The sequence below is a fragment of the Demequina globuliformis genome (genome assembly GCF_000975155.1).
Lineage (GTDB): Bacteria > Actinomycetota > Actinomycetes > Actinomycetales > Demequinaceae > Demequina > Demequina globuliformis.
In genome coordinates this window covers 92923-109007 of the sequence record NZ_BBRG01000002.1, presented here as the reverse complement: position 1 = coordinate 109007, position 16085 = coordinate 92923, and the positions used below count along the sequence as shown (strand labels likewise).

At 64.4% G+C, this 16085-nt stretch carries 12 protein-coding genes; 1 reads left to right on the top strand and 11 read right to left on the bottom strand.

Annotated features, from left to right (window positions below; translation table 11 throughout):
* Window positions 1–3: 3 nt before the first annotated feature.
* From AOP75_RS09035 to uvrA, 7 genes are all read right to left on the bottom strand, one after another.
* The gene (locus tag AOP75_RS09035) at window positions 4–1194 is read right to left on the bottom strand and encodes a phosphoglycerate kinase (RefSeq protein WP_062078729.1); all 1191 of its coding nucleotides are present in this window, start codon (window positions 1192–1194) and stop codon (window positions 4–6) included.
* 89 nt (window positions 1195–1283) lie between these two features.
* Window positions 1284–2279, bottom strand: coding sequence for a type I glyceraldehyde-3-phosphate dehydrogenase (gene gap, locus AOP75_RS09030; RefSeq protein WP_062078727.1), 996 nt, complete (start codon window positions 2277–2279; stop codon window positions 1284–1286).
* A gap of 162 nt (window positions 2280–2441) precedes the next feature.
* Window positions 2442–3425, bottom strand: a complete 984-nt coding sequence (whiA, locus tag AOP75_RS09025; protein ID WP_062078725.1) for a DNA-binding protein WhiA — start codon at window positions 3423–3425, stop codon at window positions 2442–2444.
* A 4-nt stretch (window positions 3426–3429) separates the two neighbouring features.
* Entirely contained in the window at window positions 3430–4392 is a 963-nt protein-coding gene (locus AOP75_RS09020) for a gluconeogenesis factor YvcK family protein (protein WP_062078723.1), read from the bottom strand.
* A complete protein-coding gene (gene rapZ, locus AOP75_RS09015; protein WP_062078721.1) occupies window positions 4389–5306 on the bottom strand; it encodes an RNase adapter RapZ in 918 nt (305 codons plus the stop codon). The genes AOP75_RS09020 and rapZ overlap by 4 nt, the downstream gene beginning before the upstream one ends.
* Window positions 5303–7186 carry an excinuclease ABC subunit UvrC gene (uvrC, locus tag AOP75_RS09010; RefSeq protein WP_062078719.1) on the bottom strand — a complete coding sequence of 628 codons (1884 nt, stop codon included), beginning with the start codon at window positions 7184–7186 and terminating at the stop codon, window positions 5303–5305. Before uvrC ends, rapZ begins: the two co-directional genes overlap by 4 nt.
* Window positions 7187–7190: 4 nt before the next feature.
* Window positions 7191–10034: an excinuclease ABC subunit UvrA gene (gene uvrA / locus AOP75_RS09005; RefSeq protein WP_062078717.1), complete on the bottom strand. Its 2844-nt coding sequence runs from the start codon at window positions 10032–10034 to the stop codon at window positions 7191–7193.
* 129 nt (window positions 10035–10163) lie between these two features.
* Between uvrA and AOP75_RS09000 the strand changes: the two genes are divergently transcribed.
* Window positions 10164–10445 (top strand): YciI family protein, encoded by a 282-nt coding sequence (locus AOP75_RS09000; protein ID WP_062078715.1) that lies wholly within the window; start codon window positions 10164–10166, stop codon window positions 10443–10445.
* Window positions 10446–10535: 90 nt separating this feature from the next.
* Here the strand turns inward: AOP75_RS09000 and AOP75_RS08995 are convergent, their stop codons facing one another.
* From AOP75_RS08995 to rpsA, 4 genes are all read right to left on the bottom strand, one after another.
* Window positions 10536–11600, bottom strand: a complete 1065-nt coding sequence (locus AOP75_RS08995; protein ID WP_083966868.1) for a TerC family protein — start codon at window positions 11598–11600, stop codon at window positions 10536–10538.
* A gap of 9 nt (window positions 11601–11609) precedes the next feature.
* Complete coding sequence (uvrB, locus tag AOP75_RS08990) at window positions 11610–13694, bottom strand: excinuclease ABC subunit UvrB (protein WP_062078713.1); 2085 nt, start codon at window positions 13692–13694, stop codon at window positions 11610–11612.
* Window positions 13695–13729: 35 nt separating this feature from the next.
* Window positions 13730–14326, bottom strand: coding sequence for a dephospho-CoA kinase (coaE, locus tag AOP75_RS08985; protein WP_062078711.1), 597 nt, complete (start codon window positions 14324–14326; stop codon window positions 13730–13732).
* Window positions 14327–14464: 138 nt separating this feature from the next.
* Window positions 14465–15955, bottom strand: coding sequence for a 30S ribosomal protein S1 (rpsA, locus tag AOP75_RS08980; RefSeq protein WP_062078709.1), 1491 nt, complete (start codon window positions 15953–15955; stop codon window positions 14465–14467).
* Window positions 15956–16085 lie beyond the last annotated feature (130 nt).

Sequence of the window (16085 nt, the reverse complement as noted above, 5' to 3'; positions counted from 1 at the left end):
GGTCTAGTCCTCCAGTACGGCCAGGCCCGGTAGGACCTTGCCCTCAAGCAGTTCGAGCGACGCGCCGCCGCCCGTGGAAATGTGGCTGAAGCCGGCCTCGTCGTAGTCGAGACGGCGCACGGCAGCTGCCGAGTCGCCTCCACCGACCACGGAGAAACCATCCGACTCGATCATGGCCTCGGCGACGGCACGCGTGCCACCCTCAAAGGCCTTGAACTCGAACACGCCCATGGGCCCGTTCCAGACAATGGTCTTGGCGTCCGCAATCTTCGATGCGAACAGTGCGCCTGAGTCGGGGCCGATGTCGAGGCCCATCCAGCCGTCCTCAATCGCGTCAGCAGCGACGGTCTTGTGGTCCGCGTCCGCCGCGAACGCGTCTGCGACCTCGATGTCCGTGGGCAGCACGATCTCGACGCCGTTGGCCTCGGCCGTTTCGAGGTACCCCTTGACGGTGTCGATCTGGTCCTCTTCCAGCAGGGAGGAACCGACCTCGTAGCCCTTGGCCTTCAGGAAGGTGAACACCATTCCGCCACCGATGAGCAGGCGGTCGGCCTTGGTCAGCAGGTTCCCGATCACTCCCAACTTGTCGGACACCTTCGAACCACCGAGCACGACCGCGTAGGGACGCTCGGGGTCAGTCGTCGCGCGCGACAGCGACTCAACTTCATTCTGGACGAGCAGGCCCGCGGCGGCCGGCAGAATCTGCGCGACGTCGTACACGGACGCCTGCTTGCGGTGCACCACACCAAAACCGTCGGACACGAACACGTCGGCGAAGGCGGCGAGCTGCTGTGCGAGCTCCGCGCGCTCCTCGTCGACCTTGGAGGTCTCTCGCTTGTCGTAGCGGACGTTTTCCAGCATGGCGACCTGGCCGGCCTCCAGCGCCTCGACCGTGGCACGAGCAGAGTCGCCCACGAGGTCAGCGGCGAGGGTGACGGGGCGGCCGAGCAGTTCAGCCAACCGGGCAGCGGCGGGGGCGAGCGAGAACTCGGGCTTCGCCTCTCCACCAGGACGTCCCAGGTGAGCGGTGACGATCACGGCTGCGCCAGCGTCGAGCAGCTTCTGGATCGTCGGCACCGAGGCGCGCACGCGGCCGTCGTCGGTGATTGTCGTGCCATCCAGGGGCACGTTCAGGTCGGAACGGACCAGCACCTTCTTGCCGGTCAGGTCTCCGAGGCTGTCAATGGTCTTCATGATTACTCCTCAAACACACGTAGGTGACATGGCAACGCCCGCACACGCAGCGCGTGCGCGGGCGTTGCCACGATGACTCTTAGCGAGTCTTAGAGCTTGTCGCCAACGAAGACCGTGAGGTCGACGAGGCGGTTCGAGTAGCCCCACTCGTTGTCGTACCAGGAGACAACCTTGACCTGGTCGCCGATGACCTTGGTGAGGCCGGCGTCGAAGATCGAGGACGAGGGGTGCGTCTCGATGTCCTTCGAGACGATGGGGTCCTCGGTGTACTCCAGGAAGGTGCCGTCTGCAGCAGCCTTCACGATTGCGTTGATCTCCTCGACGGAGGTCTCGCGCGATGCGGTGAAGGTGAGGTCAGTGGCCGAGCCGGTGGGGGTGGGCACGCGAAGTGCGTAGCCGTCCAGCTTGCCCTTGAGCTCGGGCAGAACCAAGGCGACAGCCTTGGCAGCACCGGTCGAGGTAGGAACGATGTTGAGCGCAGCTGCACGTGCACGACGCAGGTCCTTGTGGGGAGCGTCCTGCAGGTTCTGGTCTGCGGTGTAAGCGTGGATCGTGGTCATCAGACCCTTCTCGATACCGATGCCCTCGTTCAGTGCCTTGGCCAGCGGCGCGAGGCAGTTCGTGGTGCACGAGGCGTTCGAGATGATGTGGTGGTTCGCGGGGTCGTAGTCCTCGTGGTTCACGCCCATGACGAAGGTGGCGTCTTCGTTCTTCGCGGGAGCGGAGATGATGACCTTCTTGGCGCCGGCGTCGATGTGAGCCTTTGCCTTGGTTGCGTCGACGAAGAAGCCGGTCGACTCGATGACGATGTCAGCACCGAGGTCTGCCCACTTGAGGTTCGCGGGGTCGCGCTCAGCGGAAGCGGCGAAAGTGGTGCCGCCCACGGTAATGGAGTCTTCGGTGTGCGAAACCTCGGCGTCGAGACGACCCAGGATCGAGTCGTACTTGAGGAGGTGCGCCAAGGTGGCGTTGTCCGTGAGGTCGTTGATGCCGACAACCTCAATGTCCGCGCCGGAGGCGAGGATCGCGCGGAAGTAGTTACGTCCGATGCGGCCGAAGCCGTTAATTCCGACCTTGATGGTCACAGTATTTCTCCTCGGCTTGCGCCGACCAACGCCGGCGCGATTGTGTGTGGATTCTTTGCGCACCTCTACGTGCACTGTGTGGCCCACTGGTTTCCCTGGGGCTCTGTTCTTCACCCTACACCGCTGCGGCCCTTCACCTCACGACGAAAGTCCTGGTGAGTGTCACTCTAGGTCGAGCAACTCCTGATTGATGCCGGCCTCAGTGTCCGGAATGCCCAACTCAGACGCCCGCTTGTCAGCCGTGGCGAGAAGTCGACGGATACGCCCCGCAATCGCGTCCTTCGTCAGCGGCGGCACTGCCATCTTTCCCAGTTCCTCGAGGGAGGCGTCGCGGTGCTCGAGCCGCAAGCCACCGGCCTCCCGTAGGTGCTCTGGTACGTCGTCACCGAGGATCTCGAAGGCGCGTGCCACGCGGGCGCTTGCGGCAACTGCGGCCTGCGCGCTCCGGCGTAGGTTCGCGTCGTCGAAGTTCGCAAGGCGGTTCGCGGTCCCGCGGACTTCACGGCGGGTGCGCTTTTCTTCCCACTGCAGTACGGAGTCGTGGGCACCCAGGCGCGTCAACAGCTGCGAGATCGCCTCGCCGTCACGAATCACCACACGGTCCACGCCGCGCACTTCCCGAGACTTGGCCGAGATGTCGAGCCGGCGTGCAGCTCCTACGAGGGCGAGAGCCGCTTCGGGGCCAGGTGAGGTGACCTCGAGTGCCGACGACCGGCCGGGTTCCGTGAGCGACCCATGCGCCAAGAATGCCCCGCGCCACGCAGCGACAGTGTCACCGATCGCCCCGCCCACGACCTGAGGAGGCAGACCCCTCACCGGGCGTCCGCGGTGATCCAAAAGGCCGGTCTGGCGTGCGAGTGACTCGCCTTCCTTGACGACACGGACCACGTAGCGGTTGCCCTTGCGCAAGCCACCGCCTGACACCACGATGACCTCGCTGGACAGCCCGTAGACCTCATGGATGAATGCTCGCAGGCGACGCGCCGCAGCGGCAGTGTCGAGCTCAGCCTCAATGACAATCCGGCCGGAGACGATGTGCAGTCCCCCGGCGAACCTGAGCATGGTCGCCACTTCTGCCTTGCGCGCCGAAGTCTTGTCGACTGGAACCCGCGCGAGTTCGTCCTTTACCTGTGCCGTCAAAGCCATGCGCTTATCCTGCCATTGACGGACCCTCTTCGCGGACCCCGAGCTCTCTTTCCGCGATCACCTGGGCGAGCGCGCGCCGTAGCGCCAAGGGCTCGTGAGCGTGTGCGTCTCCTTGGGCACACAGCGGTGCCACGCGCATCGGCACACCCCAATTGCGCAACTCGTCGGCTAGGTCCGTATCGTCACCGTCGGCCGAGTCCACCAAGACCACGGAAGGGGTGAAGCCGGGCGCCGCCGCGCGGAGGGCACGTACCTCGTCGGCACGGCCCTGCCCCTCCATCTCGTCGTCCTCATCTCCCACGTTCAATATCAGCGCCGTGCGGCCCCCCGCGTCGGTCAGCGCCGCAGCAACCGGCGCGACAGCGAAGTGCGTCAGCACGCTCGTGTGCCAACTGCCCGGCCCCAGCACCACGAGGTCAGCGCCGGCGATGGCCTGCAGCGTCTCAGCGGGGACGTGAGGGTCGGACGGCTCGAGCGTCATGCGGGCCACGCGACCTTCCGTGCTCGCGACCGCCGCTTGTCCGGTGATGTGCTGGATCCCGAGCGGGCCGTGCACCTCCGCATGCACCGTGAGCGGTTCGTCTGCAAGCGGCAACACGCGACCCTTGGCCTGCAACAGCGAGGCCACCAGGTCCAGGCCACTCACCACGTCCGCGTGCCGGTCCCATAGCGCCGCGATCAAGAGATTGCCCACGGCGTGGCCATCGAGCGGGCCATCGGTCGTGAAGCGCCACTGAAGCACATCCCGCCACGTGCGGCCCCACTCGCTATCCGCGCACAGAGCGCTCAGTGCCATCCTTAAATCGCCAGGAGGCACAATGCCCATCTCTTGGCGCAACCGGCCCGAGGACCCGCCGTCGTCCGCGACCGTGACGATCGCCGTCAGGTCATCGGTCAGCTCCCGCAGTGCGGTCAATGAGTTATACAGCCCATGGCCACCACCCAGCGCGACAACTGCCGGGCTCATGCCGTCGGCCTATCGCGGTGCGTCACCCGGACCTCGTGGCCGCGCTCGCGCAGCCCCAGACCAAGGGCCTCGGCGATCGCGACTGACCGGTGCTTGCCGCCCGTGCAGCCTATGCCGATCGTGACGGACGGCCGGTCGTGTGACCGGTAGCGCTGCAGCGCCGCGTCGAGCACCGTCGCGTACCCGTCGAGGAACTCCTGCGCCCCGTCCGAGGACAGCACGTGATCGCGCACGGGCGCATCGAGCCCTGTGAGGGGCCTGAGCTCCGGATCCCAATGAGGGTTGGGAAGGAACCGGACGTCGGCAACGAACTCTGCATCCGCTGGAATCCCATGCTTGAACCCGAAAGACAACACGTTGATCTGCATCTGCGCAACGTCACTCGCCAAGCGCTCCGTGATGAGATGACGAAGGTCGTGGACGCTGAGGCTCGACGTATCAACAATGACGTCGGCGTCGTCCCTCAGCGGCGCGGTGAGTTCACGTTCCCGCCTAATCCCCTCCAAGAGAGTGCCGTCTTGCTGAAGAGGGTGAGGCCGGCGGGCCTCTTCAAAGCGCCGCACCAACGCAGCGTCGGACGCGTCCAGGAAAACCAACGTGACCGGCGATCCCAGCGACTCAAGGTCCTCGACGACGGGTTCCAGGTCACTGAAGAATGGGCCACCACGCGCGTCGACCACGGCCGCCAACTTCTCGGTGCTTCCCCGCACCACCAAGGTGTTGACGAGCTCGGCCAGCATGTGCGGCGGCAAATTGTCGACGACGTACCAGCCCAGGTCCGCAAGGACCGCCGCAGCGCGTGTTCTGCCTGCGCCCGACATGCCGGTGAGGATGACCACCTCCGCGCCGGAAGAGGCCGCGAACTGGGGACGGGGAATCCCCGACGGATATGTCTCGGGGTGAGCCTCAGTCATGCCTCCAGCATGCCACCCGCGCCGTGCAACGCGTCGTGCACCACGCGCGCCGTCCCCATCCCGATGCCGGGCACCAACGCGATCTGGTCAAGCGAGGCTTCTTTGAGCTGCGCGAGAGACCCGAAGTGGCGCAAGAGCGCCTTCGCGCGCGCTGGGCCGATGCCGGGGAGCGCGTCGATATCGGAGACAGTCATGTTCTTGGCACGTTTGCGGCGGTGATGCTTGATGGCGAACCGGTGCGCCTCGTCACGCACCCGCTGCAACAGGTAGAGCGCCTCGGACCCGCGGGGCAGGATCACGGGGAACTCCTCCCCCGGCAGCCAGACCTCCTCCAAGCGCTTGGCGAGTCCCACGAGTTCGACGTCGACGATGCCGAGCCTGTCCAAGACCGCGCGCGCGGCATTAACCTGCGGGAGCCCACCGTCGACGACAACGAGCTGCGGCGGGTACGCGAAGCGGGCCGTCTCGCGCTCCTCAGGAGGCAGTTGCGACTCCTCGAGAAAGCGCGTGAAGCGCCGCGTGAGCACCTCATCCATCGCAGCGGTGTCGTCCACGGCGTCCGCGATACCAAACTGCCGGTACTCCTTCTTGCGCGGCAGGGCATCCTCGAAGACCACCATAGAACCCACCTGATTGGTGCCTGAGGTGTGCGAGATGTCGTAGCACTCAATGCGCAGCGGCGCCTGGATCAGCCCTAGGTTCTCCTGAAGTTCCTGCAGGGCAGCCGACCGCGTCGTCAGGTCAGACGCACGTTTAAGGCGGTGCTGCCCCAGCACCTGCTCAGCGTTGCGGTGGCCCGTCTCTGCCAGCTCCGCCTTCTTCCCGCGCTGGGCCACACGGATACTCACCTTGCCGCCACGCACCCCCGTCAGGACGTCACGCAGTGCGTCGGCCGCGGCGGGGACCACGGGCACCAGCACCTCGGGCGGGACGTCGTCGGCATCGGCGGCGCCGTACGCCTCCTGTACGAGTTGGAGCACCATGGAGGCCGTGTCGAGCGGCTCGGGCTTGTCGACCACCCATCCGCGCTCGCCGGTGATGCGCCCGTCGCGCACATAGAACACATGGGCGGCGGCCTCCATCTCCTCGTCAGCCAAGCTAAAGATGTCGACGTCCACACCCGCGTCGAGCACGACCGCGTTGCGATCGAGCACAGCATTCAACGCGCGGATGCGGTCCCGAGCCCGAGCCGCCGACTCGAAGTCCTCGCGCTCAGCGGCGTCTGACATGGTGCGCGTGAGGTCGCGCATCATGGTCTTCGCGTCGCCGCCCAGGACGTCGCACACCCGCTCGGCAAGTTCGCGATGGTCGTCGACACTGATCTTTCCCACACATGGGGCGGCGCACTTGTCGATGTATCCCAGCAGGCACGGGCGTCCCTGTCGCTGAGCTTTGTTGAACACCCCCGTCGCACAGGACCGCATCGGCATGGCCGTGAGCAATGTATCGACAGTTTGGCGAACGGCCCAGACCTTGGCGTACGGGCCAAAGTACCTCACGCCCTTCTTGCGGTCGCCGCGCATCACGACGATCCGCGGGTACTTCTCGTTGAGCGTCACCGCGAGATACGGATAGGACTTGTCGTCCTTGAAGATGACGTTGAAGCGCGGGTCGTACTGCTTGATCCAGGTGTGCTCGAGGATGAGCGACTCAGCCTCGGAGCGCACTACGGTCCACTCGACCGATGCCGCCGTCGTCACCATCATGCGCGTCCGCGGATGCAACGCTCCCAGGTCCTGAAAGTAGTTCGACAGCCGTGCACGCAGGTTCTTAGCCTTGCCGACGTACACCACGCGCCCGTGAGGGTCCTTGAACCGGTAAACGCCCGGCTGGGTAGGAATGGTGCCCGGCGCAGGCCGGTAGCTCGCGGGATCAGTCACAGCATCATGATGCCGCGACTGGAGCGGGTAGGAGCTCCTTCAGGAAGCGGCCCGTGTGGCTCTCGGGTGCATCGGCGACGTCCTCGGGGGTGCCCTCTGCGACGACGAGGCCACCGCCGGAGCCGCCCTCGGGGCCCATGTCGATGACCCAGTCGGCGGACTTGATGACGTCGAGGTTGTGTTCGATGACGATCACAGTGTTGCCCTTGTCAACGAGCCCCTGCAGCACCGCGAGCAGCTTGCGCACATCCTCGAAGTGCAGGCCCGTGGTGGGCTCATCGAGGACGTAGATGGTCCGTCCTGTGGAGCGACGCTGAAGTTCCGAAGCGAGCTTGACACGTTGCGCCTCACCGCCGGACAGCGTCGGTGCTGGTTGCCCCAGACGCACGTACCCAAGACCCACATCGACCAAGGTCCGCAGGTGTCTCGAGATCGACGGAATCGCTTCGAAGAAGTCCGCAGCCTCAACGATCGGCATATCAAGCACGTCCGCCACGGACTTGCCCTTGAACAGAACCTCCAGCGTCTCCCGGTTGTAACGCGCACCCTTGCAGACTTCGCATGGCACGTACACGTCTGGCAGGAAGTTCATCTCGATGCGCAACGTTCCGTCGCCGGAGCACGACTCGCAGCGGCCGCCCTTGACGTTGAAGGAGAACCGTCCAGGCCCGTAGCCGCGCACCTTCGCCTCATTGGTATCCGCGAACAGTTTCCTGACCTTGTCCCACACTCCCGTGTAGGTAGCCGGATTGGAGCGCGGTGTGCGTCCGATGGGGCCCTGATCGACGTGCACGATCTTGTCGAGTTGATCCACGCCGAGGATCCGTGTGTGCCGGCCCGGCACCTGACGAGCGCGATTGAGTTGATTGGCAAGGGCCGTGTAGAGGATCGAGTTGACCAGTGTGGACTTGCCGGATCCGGACACGCCGGTGACGGCAGTGAGGACCCCCAACGGGAACGTGACGTCCACCTCTTGCAGGTTGTTCTCACGCGCACCCACCACGGTGATCTCGCGCGCCCCTGTCACGGGGCGCCGTTCGGCCGGAACGGTGATCTCACGCCTGCCTGCGACGTATGCGCCGGTGACCGAGGCATCATTCGCGAGCAGGGCATCGACGGTTCCCGAGTGCACGACTTCACCGCCATGCTCACCGGCTCCTGGGCCGATGTCGACGACCCAGTCGGCCGCACGGATGGTGTCCTCGTCGTGTTCGACCACGATGAGGGTGTTGCCAAGGTCCCGTAGGCGCGTCAGCGTGTCGATGAGGCGCCGGTTGTCCCTTTGGTGGAGGCCAATGCTCGGCTCGTCGAGCACGTAGAGCACGCCCACGAGTCCGGAGCCGATCTGCGTCGCGAGTCGAATCCGCTGCGCTTCCCCGCCGGACAGCGTCCCTGCGGCCCTGGACAAAGTCAGATAGTCCAGTCCAACGTCGAGGAGGAACCCTAGTCGCGCGTCGATCTCTTTCAGCACCTGCACGGCGATCTGGCGTCCACGCTCGTCGAGCTCGGCGGTCAAGAGGAAGTCCCGGGCCTGCGCGATCGACAGTTCGCAGACCTCGGCAATGGACTTGTCACCGATCGTGACAGCGAGGACTTCTGCCTTCAACCGCGTACCGCCACACTTGTGACAGGGCACCTCGCGCATGTAGGCCTCATACTTTTCGCGCGACCATTCGGACTCCGTCTGACCGTGAAGGCGTTCGATCCACGACAGCACGCCCTCGAAGCCCGTCGTGTATTGCCGTTCACGACCAAATCGGTTCCGGAACGACACGTGCACCTCGTAGTCCTTGCCCACCAGGAGCGCCTCCTGCACTCCCTGGGGGAGGTCGTTCCATGGGGCGTCCATCGAGAAGTCGAGGTCCTTCGCCAGCGACTTGAGCATGCGCCCGTAGTACTCCGACGAGGTGTTGCTCCACGGGTGAATCGCGCCCTGGTTCAGGCTGAGCTCAGGGTCCGGGATCACCAGACCGGGATCCACCTCAAGGCGCACACCGATGCCGGTGCACTCGGGGCACGCCCCGTACGGCGCGTTGAACGAGAACGTGCGGGGTTCCACTTCTTCCAACGTCAAAACGTGGTCATTGGGACAGGCACGCTTCTCGCTATACCGGCGCGGCGGGATCTCGCCGTCGACCGGCTCAATGATCACGAGACCGTCGGCGAGCTTGAGCGCCGTCTCGACGGAGTCCGTCAGGCGCTGGCGGACTCCGTCGCGGGCCACCAAGCGGTCGACAACGACCTCGATGTTGTGCTTGAGCTTCTTTTCGAGCACCGGCGGCTCGGTCAACTGGACGGCTTCGCCGTCTACACGCGCTCGAGCAAAACCTTGCTGCTGCAACTCCTCGAAGAGGTCGGCGTACTCCCCCTTGCGCCCACGAATGACGGGTGCCAGGACTTGATAGCGCGTCCCTTCAGGGAGGTCAAGTGCGGAGTCCACGATCTGCTGGGGAGTCTGCGCCTGGATCCGCTCGCCGCACACAGGACAGTGGGGCGTGCCGACGCGGGCGAACAGCAGGCGGAGGTAGTCATACACCTCGGTGATGGTCCCGACCGTGGACCGCGGATTGCGGTTCGTTGACTTCTGATCGATGGACACTGCCGGCGACAGACCTTCGATGAAGTCAACATCCGGCTTGTCCATTTGCCCAAGAAACTGACGGGCGTACGCACTCAGTGACTCCACGTAGCGGCGTTGGCCCTCAGCGAAGATCGTGTCGAACGCGAGTGAGGATTTACCCGAACCGCTGAGTCCCGAGAAGACGATCAGCGAGTCACGTGGCAAGTCCAGGTCGACGCCTTTGAGGTTGTGCTCGCGCGCACCGCGCACCAAAAGTCTGTCATTCACACAGCCATGCTACGCAATGTCCGAGTCGAACGCATGTTCGAATCGCCGCCGTGCCTCGCAGCCGGGCGCTCCCCCACCCTCGCACGGCGCCATGCCACCGCGGCGCCGGGCGCCTGCCACACTGTGCCCATGACTACCTGGATGATCGAATACACCTACGACGACCAAGACGCGGCGCGAGACGAGCACCGCCCGGCGCACCGCGCATACCTGGCGACGCTGGCGGATGCGGGGTCGATGCCGGCCTACGGTCGCTTCACGGATGAGGGCCCGGCGGGGGCGCTTCTCGTGGCGCGAGCGGGGACCAAAGGAGCGGTGGAGGACATGGTTCGTGCTGATCCCTTCGTCAAAGCCGGTCTAGTAGCCGAGTACCGCATTCGCGAGTGGCCTGCGGTGTGGGAGCAGCGCTAGCACCTCCACCTATTCCCATGAGTGAGGCCCCGACACCTGATGGGTGTCGGGGCCTCACTCATGGGCGGTGAGCCTGTCTACCGGCGTTCGCTACTTCTCGTCTCCACGCGACGGCGACGCGGCATCGCTCGAGTCCTCCTCGAGCGCTTCGCCGCCCACCTCTTCCTTGATCTCTTCTTGAAGCGATGGCTTGTTCCTGGTGGCGAGGAGGCTCGCTACCGTCGAGACCACCAGAATCGCGCAAATCACGGTGAGCGACAGACCCGTGGAGATCTCTGGCACGTGGATCGCCTCTCCCCCGTTCACGAAGGGCAGATTGTTCTCGTGGAGGGCGTGAAGAACCAGCTTGACACCAATGAATGCCAGGATCGCCGCCAGCCCGTAGTGCAAGTACACAAGCCGCTGAAGCAGTCCCTGGACGAGGAAGTACAACTGTCGTAGGCCCAGGAGCGCGAACGCGTTGGCCGTGAACACGATGAACGGGTCCTGTGTCAGTCCAAAGATTGCCGGAATGGAGTCGAGCGCAAACAGGACATCCGTGGATCCGATCGCGACCATCACGAGGAGCATGGGCGTCACCATGCGACGCCCGGCTTCCTTCACCATGATCTTGCCCTCACGGTAGCCGTCCGTCACCGGGTAGAGCCTCCGCACGAGGCGCACCATGCGGCCCTCTTCATACTCGGCGTGGCTCGCGTCCTGGGAATCCTCCTTCGCCAATCCCCAGGCGGTGTAGATGAGGAACGCGCCGAAGACATAGAACAGCGCAGAGAACGCGTCAAGGGCGGCGGCTCCGGCCGCAATGAAGACGGCCCTCAGCACGAGAGCCACGGCGATGCCCACGAGCAACACCCGAGAACGGTACTTGGGAGGCACGGCGAAGCGCGTCATGATCACCAAGAAGACGAAGAGGTTGTCAACCGACAACGACTTCTCAGTGATGTAACCCGCGAAGTACTCGGCGGTGGGGAAATCTGCGTGCCACCAGTGCAGGAAGATTCCAAACACGACGGCAAGCCCAATGTAGAACAGCGACCAGCCGACGGACTCTTTGAAGGTCGGCTCGTGCGGGCGTCGGATGACAACCGCAAAGTCAAAAATGAACAGGGCAATGATGACCGCAATGGTCACTGCCCACACGCTGGGATCAGTCACGCCGCAATCCTACGTTGACTCGCCCATCGCCCCGATCATCTGGCGCAGTTCCTTCTTGAGTTCCCCGATCTCGTCGCGGAGCCGGGCAGCGAGTTCGAACTGCAACTCCCCCGCCGCCTCCCTCATCTGTGCGCTCAGGTCCTCGATCAACTGCGACAGCTCATCCGCAGGCCGGTCCGCCATGGGCGAGGGGCCGGATGATCCCTTGCCGGACTTCGTGCCACGGCCAGCCTTTGCAGCGCGCTTCAACGTGGCCTCGGTGTCCGCCTCTTCACGGGCGAGCATCTCCGTGATGTCACCAATGCGCTTGCGCAAAGGGGTGGGGTCGATCCCATTGTCGGTGTTATATGCCACCTGCAACTCACGGCGCCGGTTGGTCTCGTCAATTGCCGACTCCATCGAGTCAGTGACGGTGTCCGCGTACATGTGAACCTCGCCAGACACGTTGCGCGCAGCGCGACCGATTGTCTGGATGAGGGACGTGCCCGACCGTAAGAACCCCTCTTTGTCGGCGTCAAGAATGCTGACGAGAGACACTTCGGGAAGGTCAAGGCCCTCGCGTAGCAGGTTGATGCCGACGAGCACGTCGAACCTGCCCAGGCGCAACTCGCGCAGGAGCTCCACGCGTCGCAACGTGTCGACATCGGAGTGCAGATACTCGACGGCGACACCGCGGTCCGACAAGAACTCCGTGAGGTCCTCCGCCATCTTCTTGGTGAGCGTCGTCACCAACACGCGTTCGTCACGTTCGATGCGGAGCCGAATCTGTTCAAGCAGGTCGTCGATCTGGCCCTCAGTGGGCTTCACCACGATCTTGGGATCCACCAGGCCAGTGGGGCGGATGATCTGTTCCACCACCCCGTTAGCGGCGTCCAGCTCGTACTTGCCTGGCGTCGCGGACAGGTACACGGTTTGTCCGGTGCGGTGAAGGAACTCGCCCCAGGTGAGCGGCCGATTGTCGAGTGCCGAGGGCAGGCGGAAGCCGTGTTCGACCAAGGTGCGCTTGCGCGACCGGTCTCCCTCAAACATGGCGCCAATCTGCGGGACAGTGACGTGCGACTCATCCAAGACAAGGAGGAAGTCGTCGGGGAAGTAATCAAGCAGGGTGTGCGGTGGCGTCCCCTCTGCCCGCTGCTCAATGTGACGCGAGTAGTTCTCAATGCCCGAGCACGTGCCCACTGATCGCATCATCTCGAGATCGAACGTAGTCCGCATTTTGAGGCGCTGGGCCTCGAGCAACTTGTTCTGGCGTTCCAGTTCCTCCAAACGCTCACCAAGTTCGTCCTCGATGGTCCGGATCGCGCGCTCCATGCGCTCGGTACTGGCCACATAGTGCGAGGCCGGAAACACGTGTACAGCCTGCTTTTGCTCGACGACTTGGCCCGTCAACGGGTGCAGCGAGTACAACGCATCGATCTCATCCCCAAAGAACTCGATGCGAATCGCCAGTTCCTCATAGACGGGGATGATTTCGACCGTGTCGCCACGGACTCGGAAGGTTCCACGCGTGAAAGCGAGGTCGTTGCGGCTGTATTGCATGGACACGAACTCCCGCAGCAACGCGTCACGGTCGACGACGTCGCCGACCTGCAATGCCACCATGGCCTGGATGTACTCCTCCGGGGTTCCCAAGCCGTAGATGCATGACACCGAGGACACCACCACGGTGTCGCGCCGCGTCAGCAGGGAGTTAGTAGCCGAGTAGCGCAAGCGCTCCACCTCCTCGTTGATGGAGGAGTCCTTCTCGATGAAGGTGTCCGTCTGCGGCACGTACGCCTCAGGCTGGTAGTAGTCGTAGTAGCTCACAAAGTACTCGACGGCATTGCGAGGGAGGAGTTCGCGAAACTCGGTCGCGAGCTGCGCCGCCAACGTCTTGTTGTGCGCCATGACCAAGGTGGGACGCTGCAGCCGTTCGATGAGCCAGGCGGTGGTCGCTGACTTTCCCGTACCGGTGGCGCCCAGCAGCACCACGTCCTGTTCACCCGCTTGGATGCGTTCCGCCAACTCATTGATCGCCTTGGGCTGGTCACCAGACGGCTTGTACTCCGACTCAACGACGAACGGCGCCTCAGAACGGCGGATATCGAAACTCATGCTCCTACGGTACGCGCCGCCACTGACAATGCTGCCTACGAGGGCGGGACGTGGTCACGCCAAAAGGCGTCGACCTGCGCGCGTAGGTGGTCGGTGCTCCCGCTGCCGTCCAAGACCACGTCCGCGATTGCCGCCCGCTCGGCGTCACTCGCCTGCGCGGCGAGACGACCGCGCGCTTCCTCGAGCGTCAGCCCCCTGCCGTCGACAAGGCGCTGCAGCCTCACGTCATCAGGAGCCGCCACCGTTACCACGATGTCAAAATCAGCGTCCTGCCCACTCTCCACGAGGAGAGGAATGTCGTGCACCACAACCCTTTCGGCATCGGCCCTGGCGCGTTTGTCGGCCGCCTGGCCCATGGCGAAAACGTAGGGGTGAACGATGTCGTTGAGGCGCTGGCGGGCCGAACTGTCCTGAAACACGACTCCGGCCAACGCGACGCGATCGAGCGCGCCGTTCACCACCATGCGGTCGCCAAAGGCACTCACGATGTCGACCAACGCCGCGGAGCCGGGCGCGACCGCTTGCCGTGCCAACTGGTCGTGGTCGACCACGCGGGCGCCAAGTTCAGTGAAACGGGCCGAGGCTGTGGACTTCCCGGCCGCGATCCCCCCTGTCAGTCCAATACGGAGCATGCCGTGAGTCTGGCACCTCGCGTCCCCGTCAGGCAAGCTGCCGCGGTATCCGCCGGCTCACCGCCCGGGAAGCATGCCCCCGGGAACAGCAAAGGGCCCCGCCACCCAAAAGGTGACGGGGCCCTTCGACGTCAGGACTTAGTTGCCCGTGAGCTTCTCGCGCAGGGCGGCGAGGCGCTCGTCAGAAGCCAGCGTGCCAGCGTCCGAGGACTCGTCGTGCGAAGAGTACGAGGAGGCGGAGCCACCCTCGGCCTTGCCTCCACGGCGGCGCGGTGCTGCTGCCTCGGCGGTCTCGGCCTCAGCGGCCTGCTCCTCCTGCTTGGCAACAAAGCTCTTGTGAGCTTCCCAGCGCTCGTGCGCCTTCGCGTACTCGGCCTCCCAGGCCTCGCGAGCCTCGTCGAAGCCCTCGCGCCATTCGCCGGACTCGGGGTCGAAGCCCTCGGGGTACTTGTAGTTCCCCTGCTCGTCGTACTCGGCCGTCATGCCGTACAGCGCGGGGTCGAAGTCCTCGCCGGCAGGGTCGACGCCCTCGTTGGCCTGCTTGATGGACAGCGAGATGCGGCGGCGCTCAAGGTCGATGTCGATGATCTTGACGAAGACCTCTTCATCAGCCTGGACGACCTGCTCGGGCAGCTCCACGTGGCGAACAGCCAGCTCGGAGATGTGCACGAGGCCCTCGATGCCGTCGTAGACACGCACGAACGCGCCGAACGGGACCAGCTTGGTGACCTTGCCCGGCACAATCTGGCCGATGGCGTGGGTACGGGCGTAAACGGCCCACGGGTCTTCCTGCGTCGCCTTCAGCGACAGCGAGACACGCTCGCGGTCCATGTCGATGTCGAGAACCTCGACCTCGACCTCCTGGCCCACGGACACGACCTCGTTGGGGTGGTCGATGTGCTTCCAGGACAGCTCCGAGACGTGCACGAGGCCGTCGACGCCGCCAAGGTCAACGAACGCACCGAAGTTAACGATCGAGGACACGGTGCCCTTGCGGACCTGACCGGGCTGCAAGGCGGTGAGGAAGGTCGAGCGGACCTCAGACTGCGTCTGCTCAAGGAACGCGCGACGCGACAGGACCACGTTGTTGCGGTTCTTGTCGAGCTCGATGATCTTCGCCTCGATCTGCTGACCGATGTAGGGGGCGAGGTCACGCACGCGGCGCATCTCGACCAACGAAGCGGGAAGGAAGCCGCGCAGACCGATGTCCACGATCAGACCACCCTTAACGACCTCGATCACGGAACCGGTGACAACACCGTCCTCTTCCTTGATCTTCTCGATCGAGCCCCAGGCACGCTCGTACTGAGCGCGCTTCTTCGACAGGATCAGACGGCCTTCCTTGTCCTCCTTCTGGAGAACGAGGGCCTCGATGGTGTCGCCGACCTCGACGACCTCATCCGGGTCTGCGTCGTGACGGATGGACAGCTCGCGAGCGGGAATGACGCCTTCGGTCTTGTAACCGATGTCGAGAAGGACCTCGTCACGGTCGACCTTGACGATGGTGCCCTCGACGAGGTCGCCATCGTCGAAGTTCTTGATAGTCGCGTCGACGGCTGCGAGGAAATCCTCAGCGGAGCCGATGTCGTTGACAGCGATAGGGGTGGACTCGGGGGTGGATACGGACATTAAGGAGTAGCTCCGATGGACGGTGGTAGGTGTACGTGAATACTGCTGTGTTCACCACGCGTGCGCCAGGCACACATGGCCAAAGGAAATCCTACCCCTCAAGCACCGGTTCGCACAACGGCACGCCGCT

Excerpts from the sequence above, each read along its gene's own strand:
- AOP75_RS09035 (WP_062078729.1), bottom strand. The coding sequence starts at position 1,194 with ATGAAGACCATTGACAGCCTCGGAGACCTGACCGGCAAGAAGGTGCTG.
- whiA (WP_062078725.1), bottom strand. The coding sequence starts at position 3,425 with ATGGCTTTGACGGCACAGGTAAAGGACGAACTCGCGCGGGTTCCAGTC.
- AOP75_RS09020 (WP_062078723.1), bottom strand. The coding sequence starts at position 4,392 with ATGAGCCCGGCAGTTGTCGCGCTGGGTGGTGGCCATGGGCTGTATAAC.
- rapZ (WP_062078721.1), bottom strand. The coding sequence starts at position 5,306 with ATGACTGAGGCTCACCCCGAGACATATCCGTCGGGGATTCCCCGTCCC.
- AOP75_RS09000 (WP_062078715.1), top strand. The coding sequence starts at position 10,164 with ATGACTACCTGGATGATCGAATACACCTACGACGACCAAGACGCGGCG.
- uvrB (WP_062078713.1), bottom strand. The coding sequence starts at position 13,694 with ATGAGTTTCGATATCCGCCGTTCTGAGGCGCCGTTCGTCGTTGAGTCG.
- coaE (WP_062078711.1), bottom strand. The coding sequence starts at position 14,326 with ATGCTCCGTATTGGACTGACAGGGGGGATCGCGGCCGGGAAGTCCACA.
- rpsA (WP_062078709.1), bottom strand. The coding sequence starts at position 15,955 with ATGTCCGTATCCACCCCCGAGTCCACCCCTATCGCTGTCAACGACATC.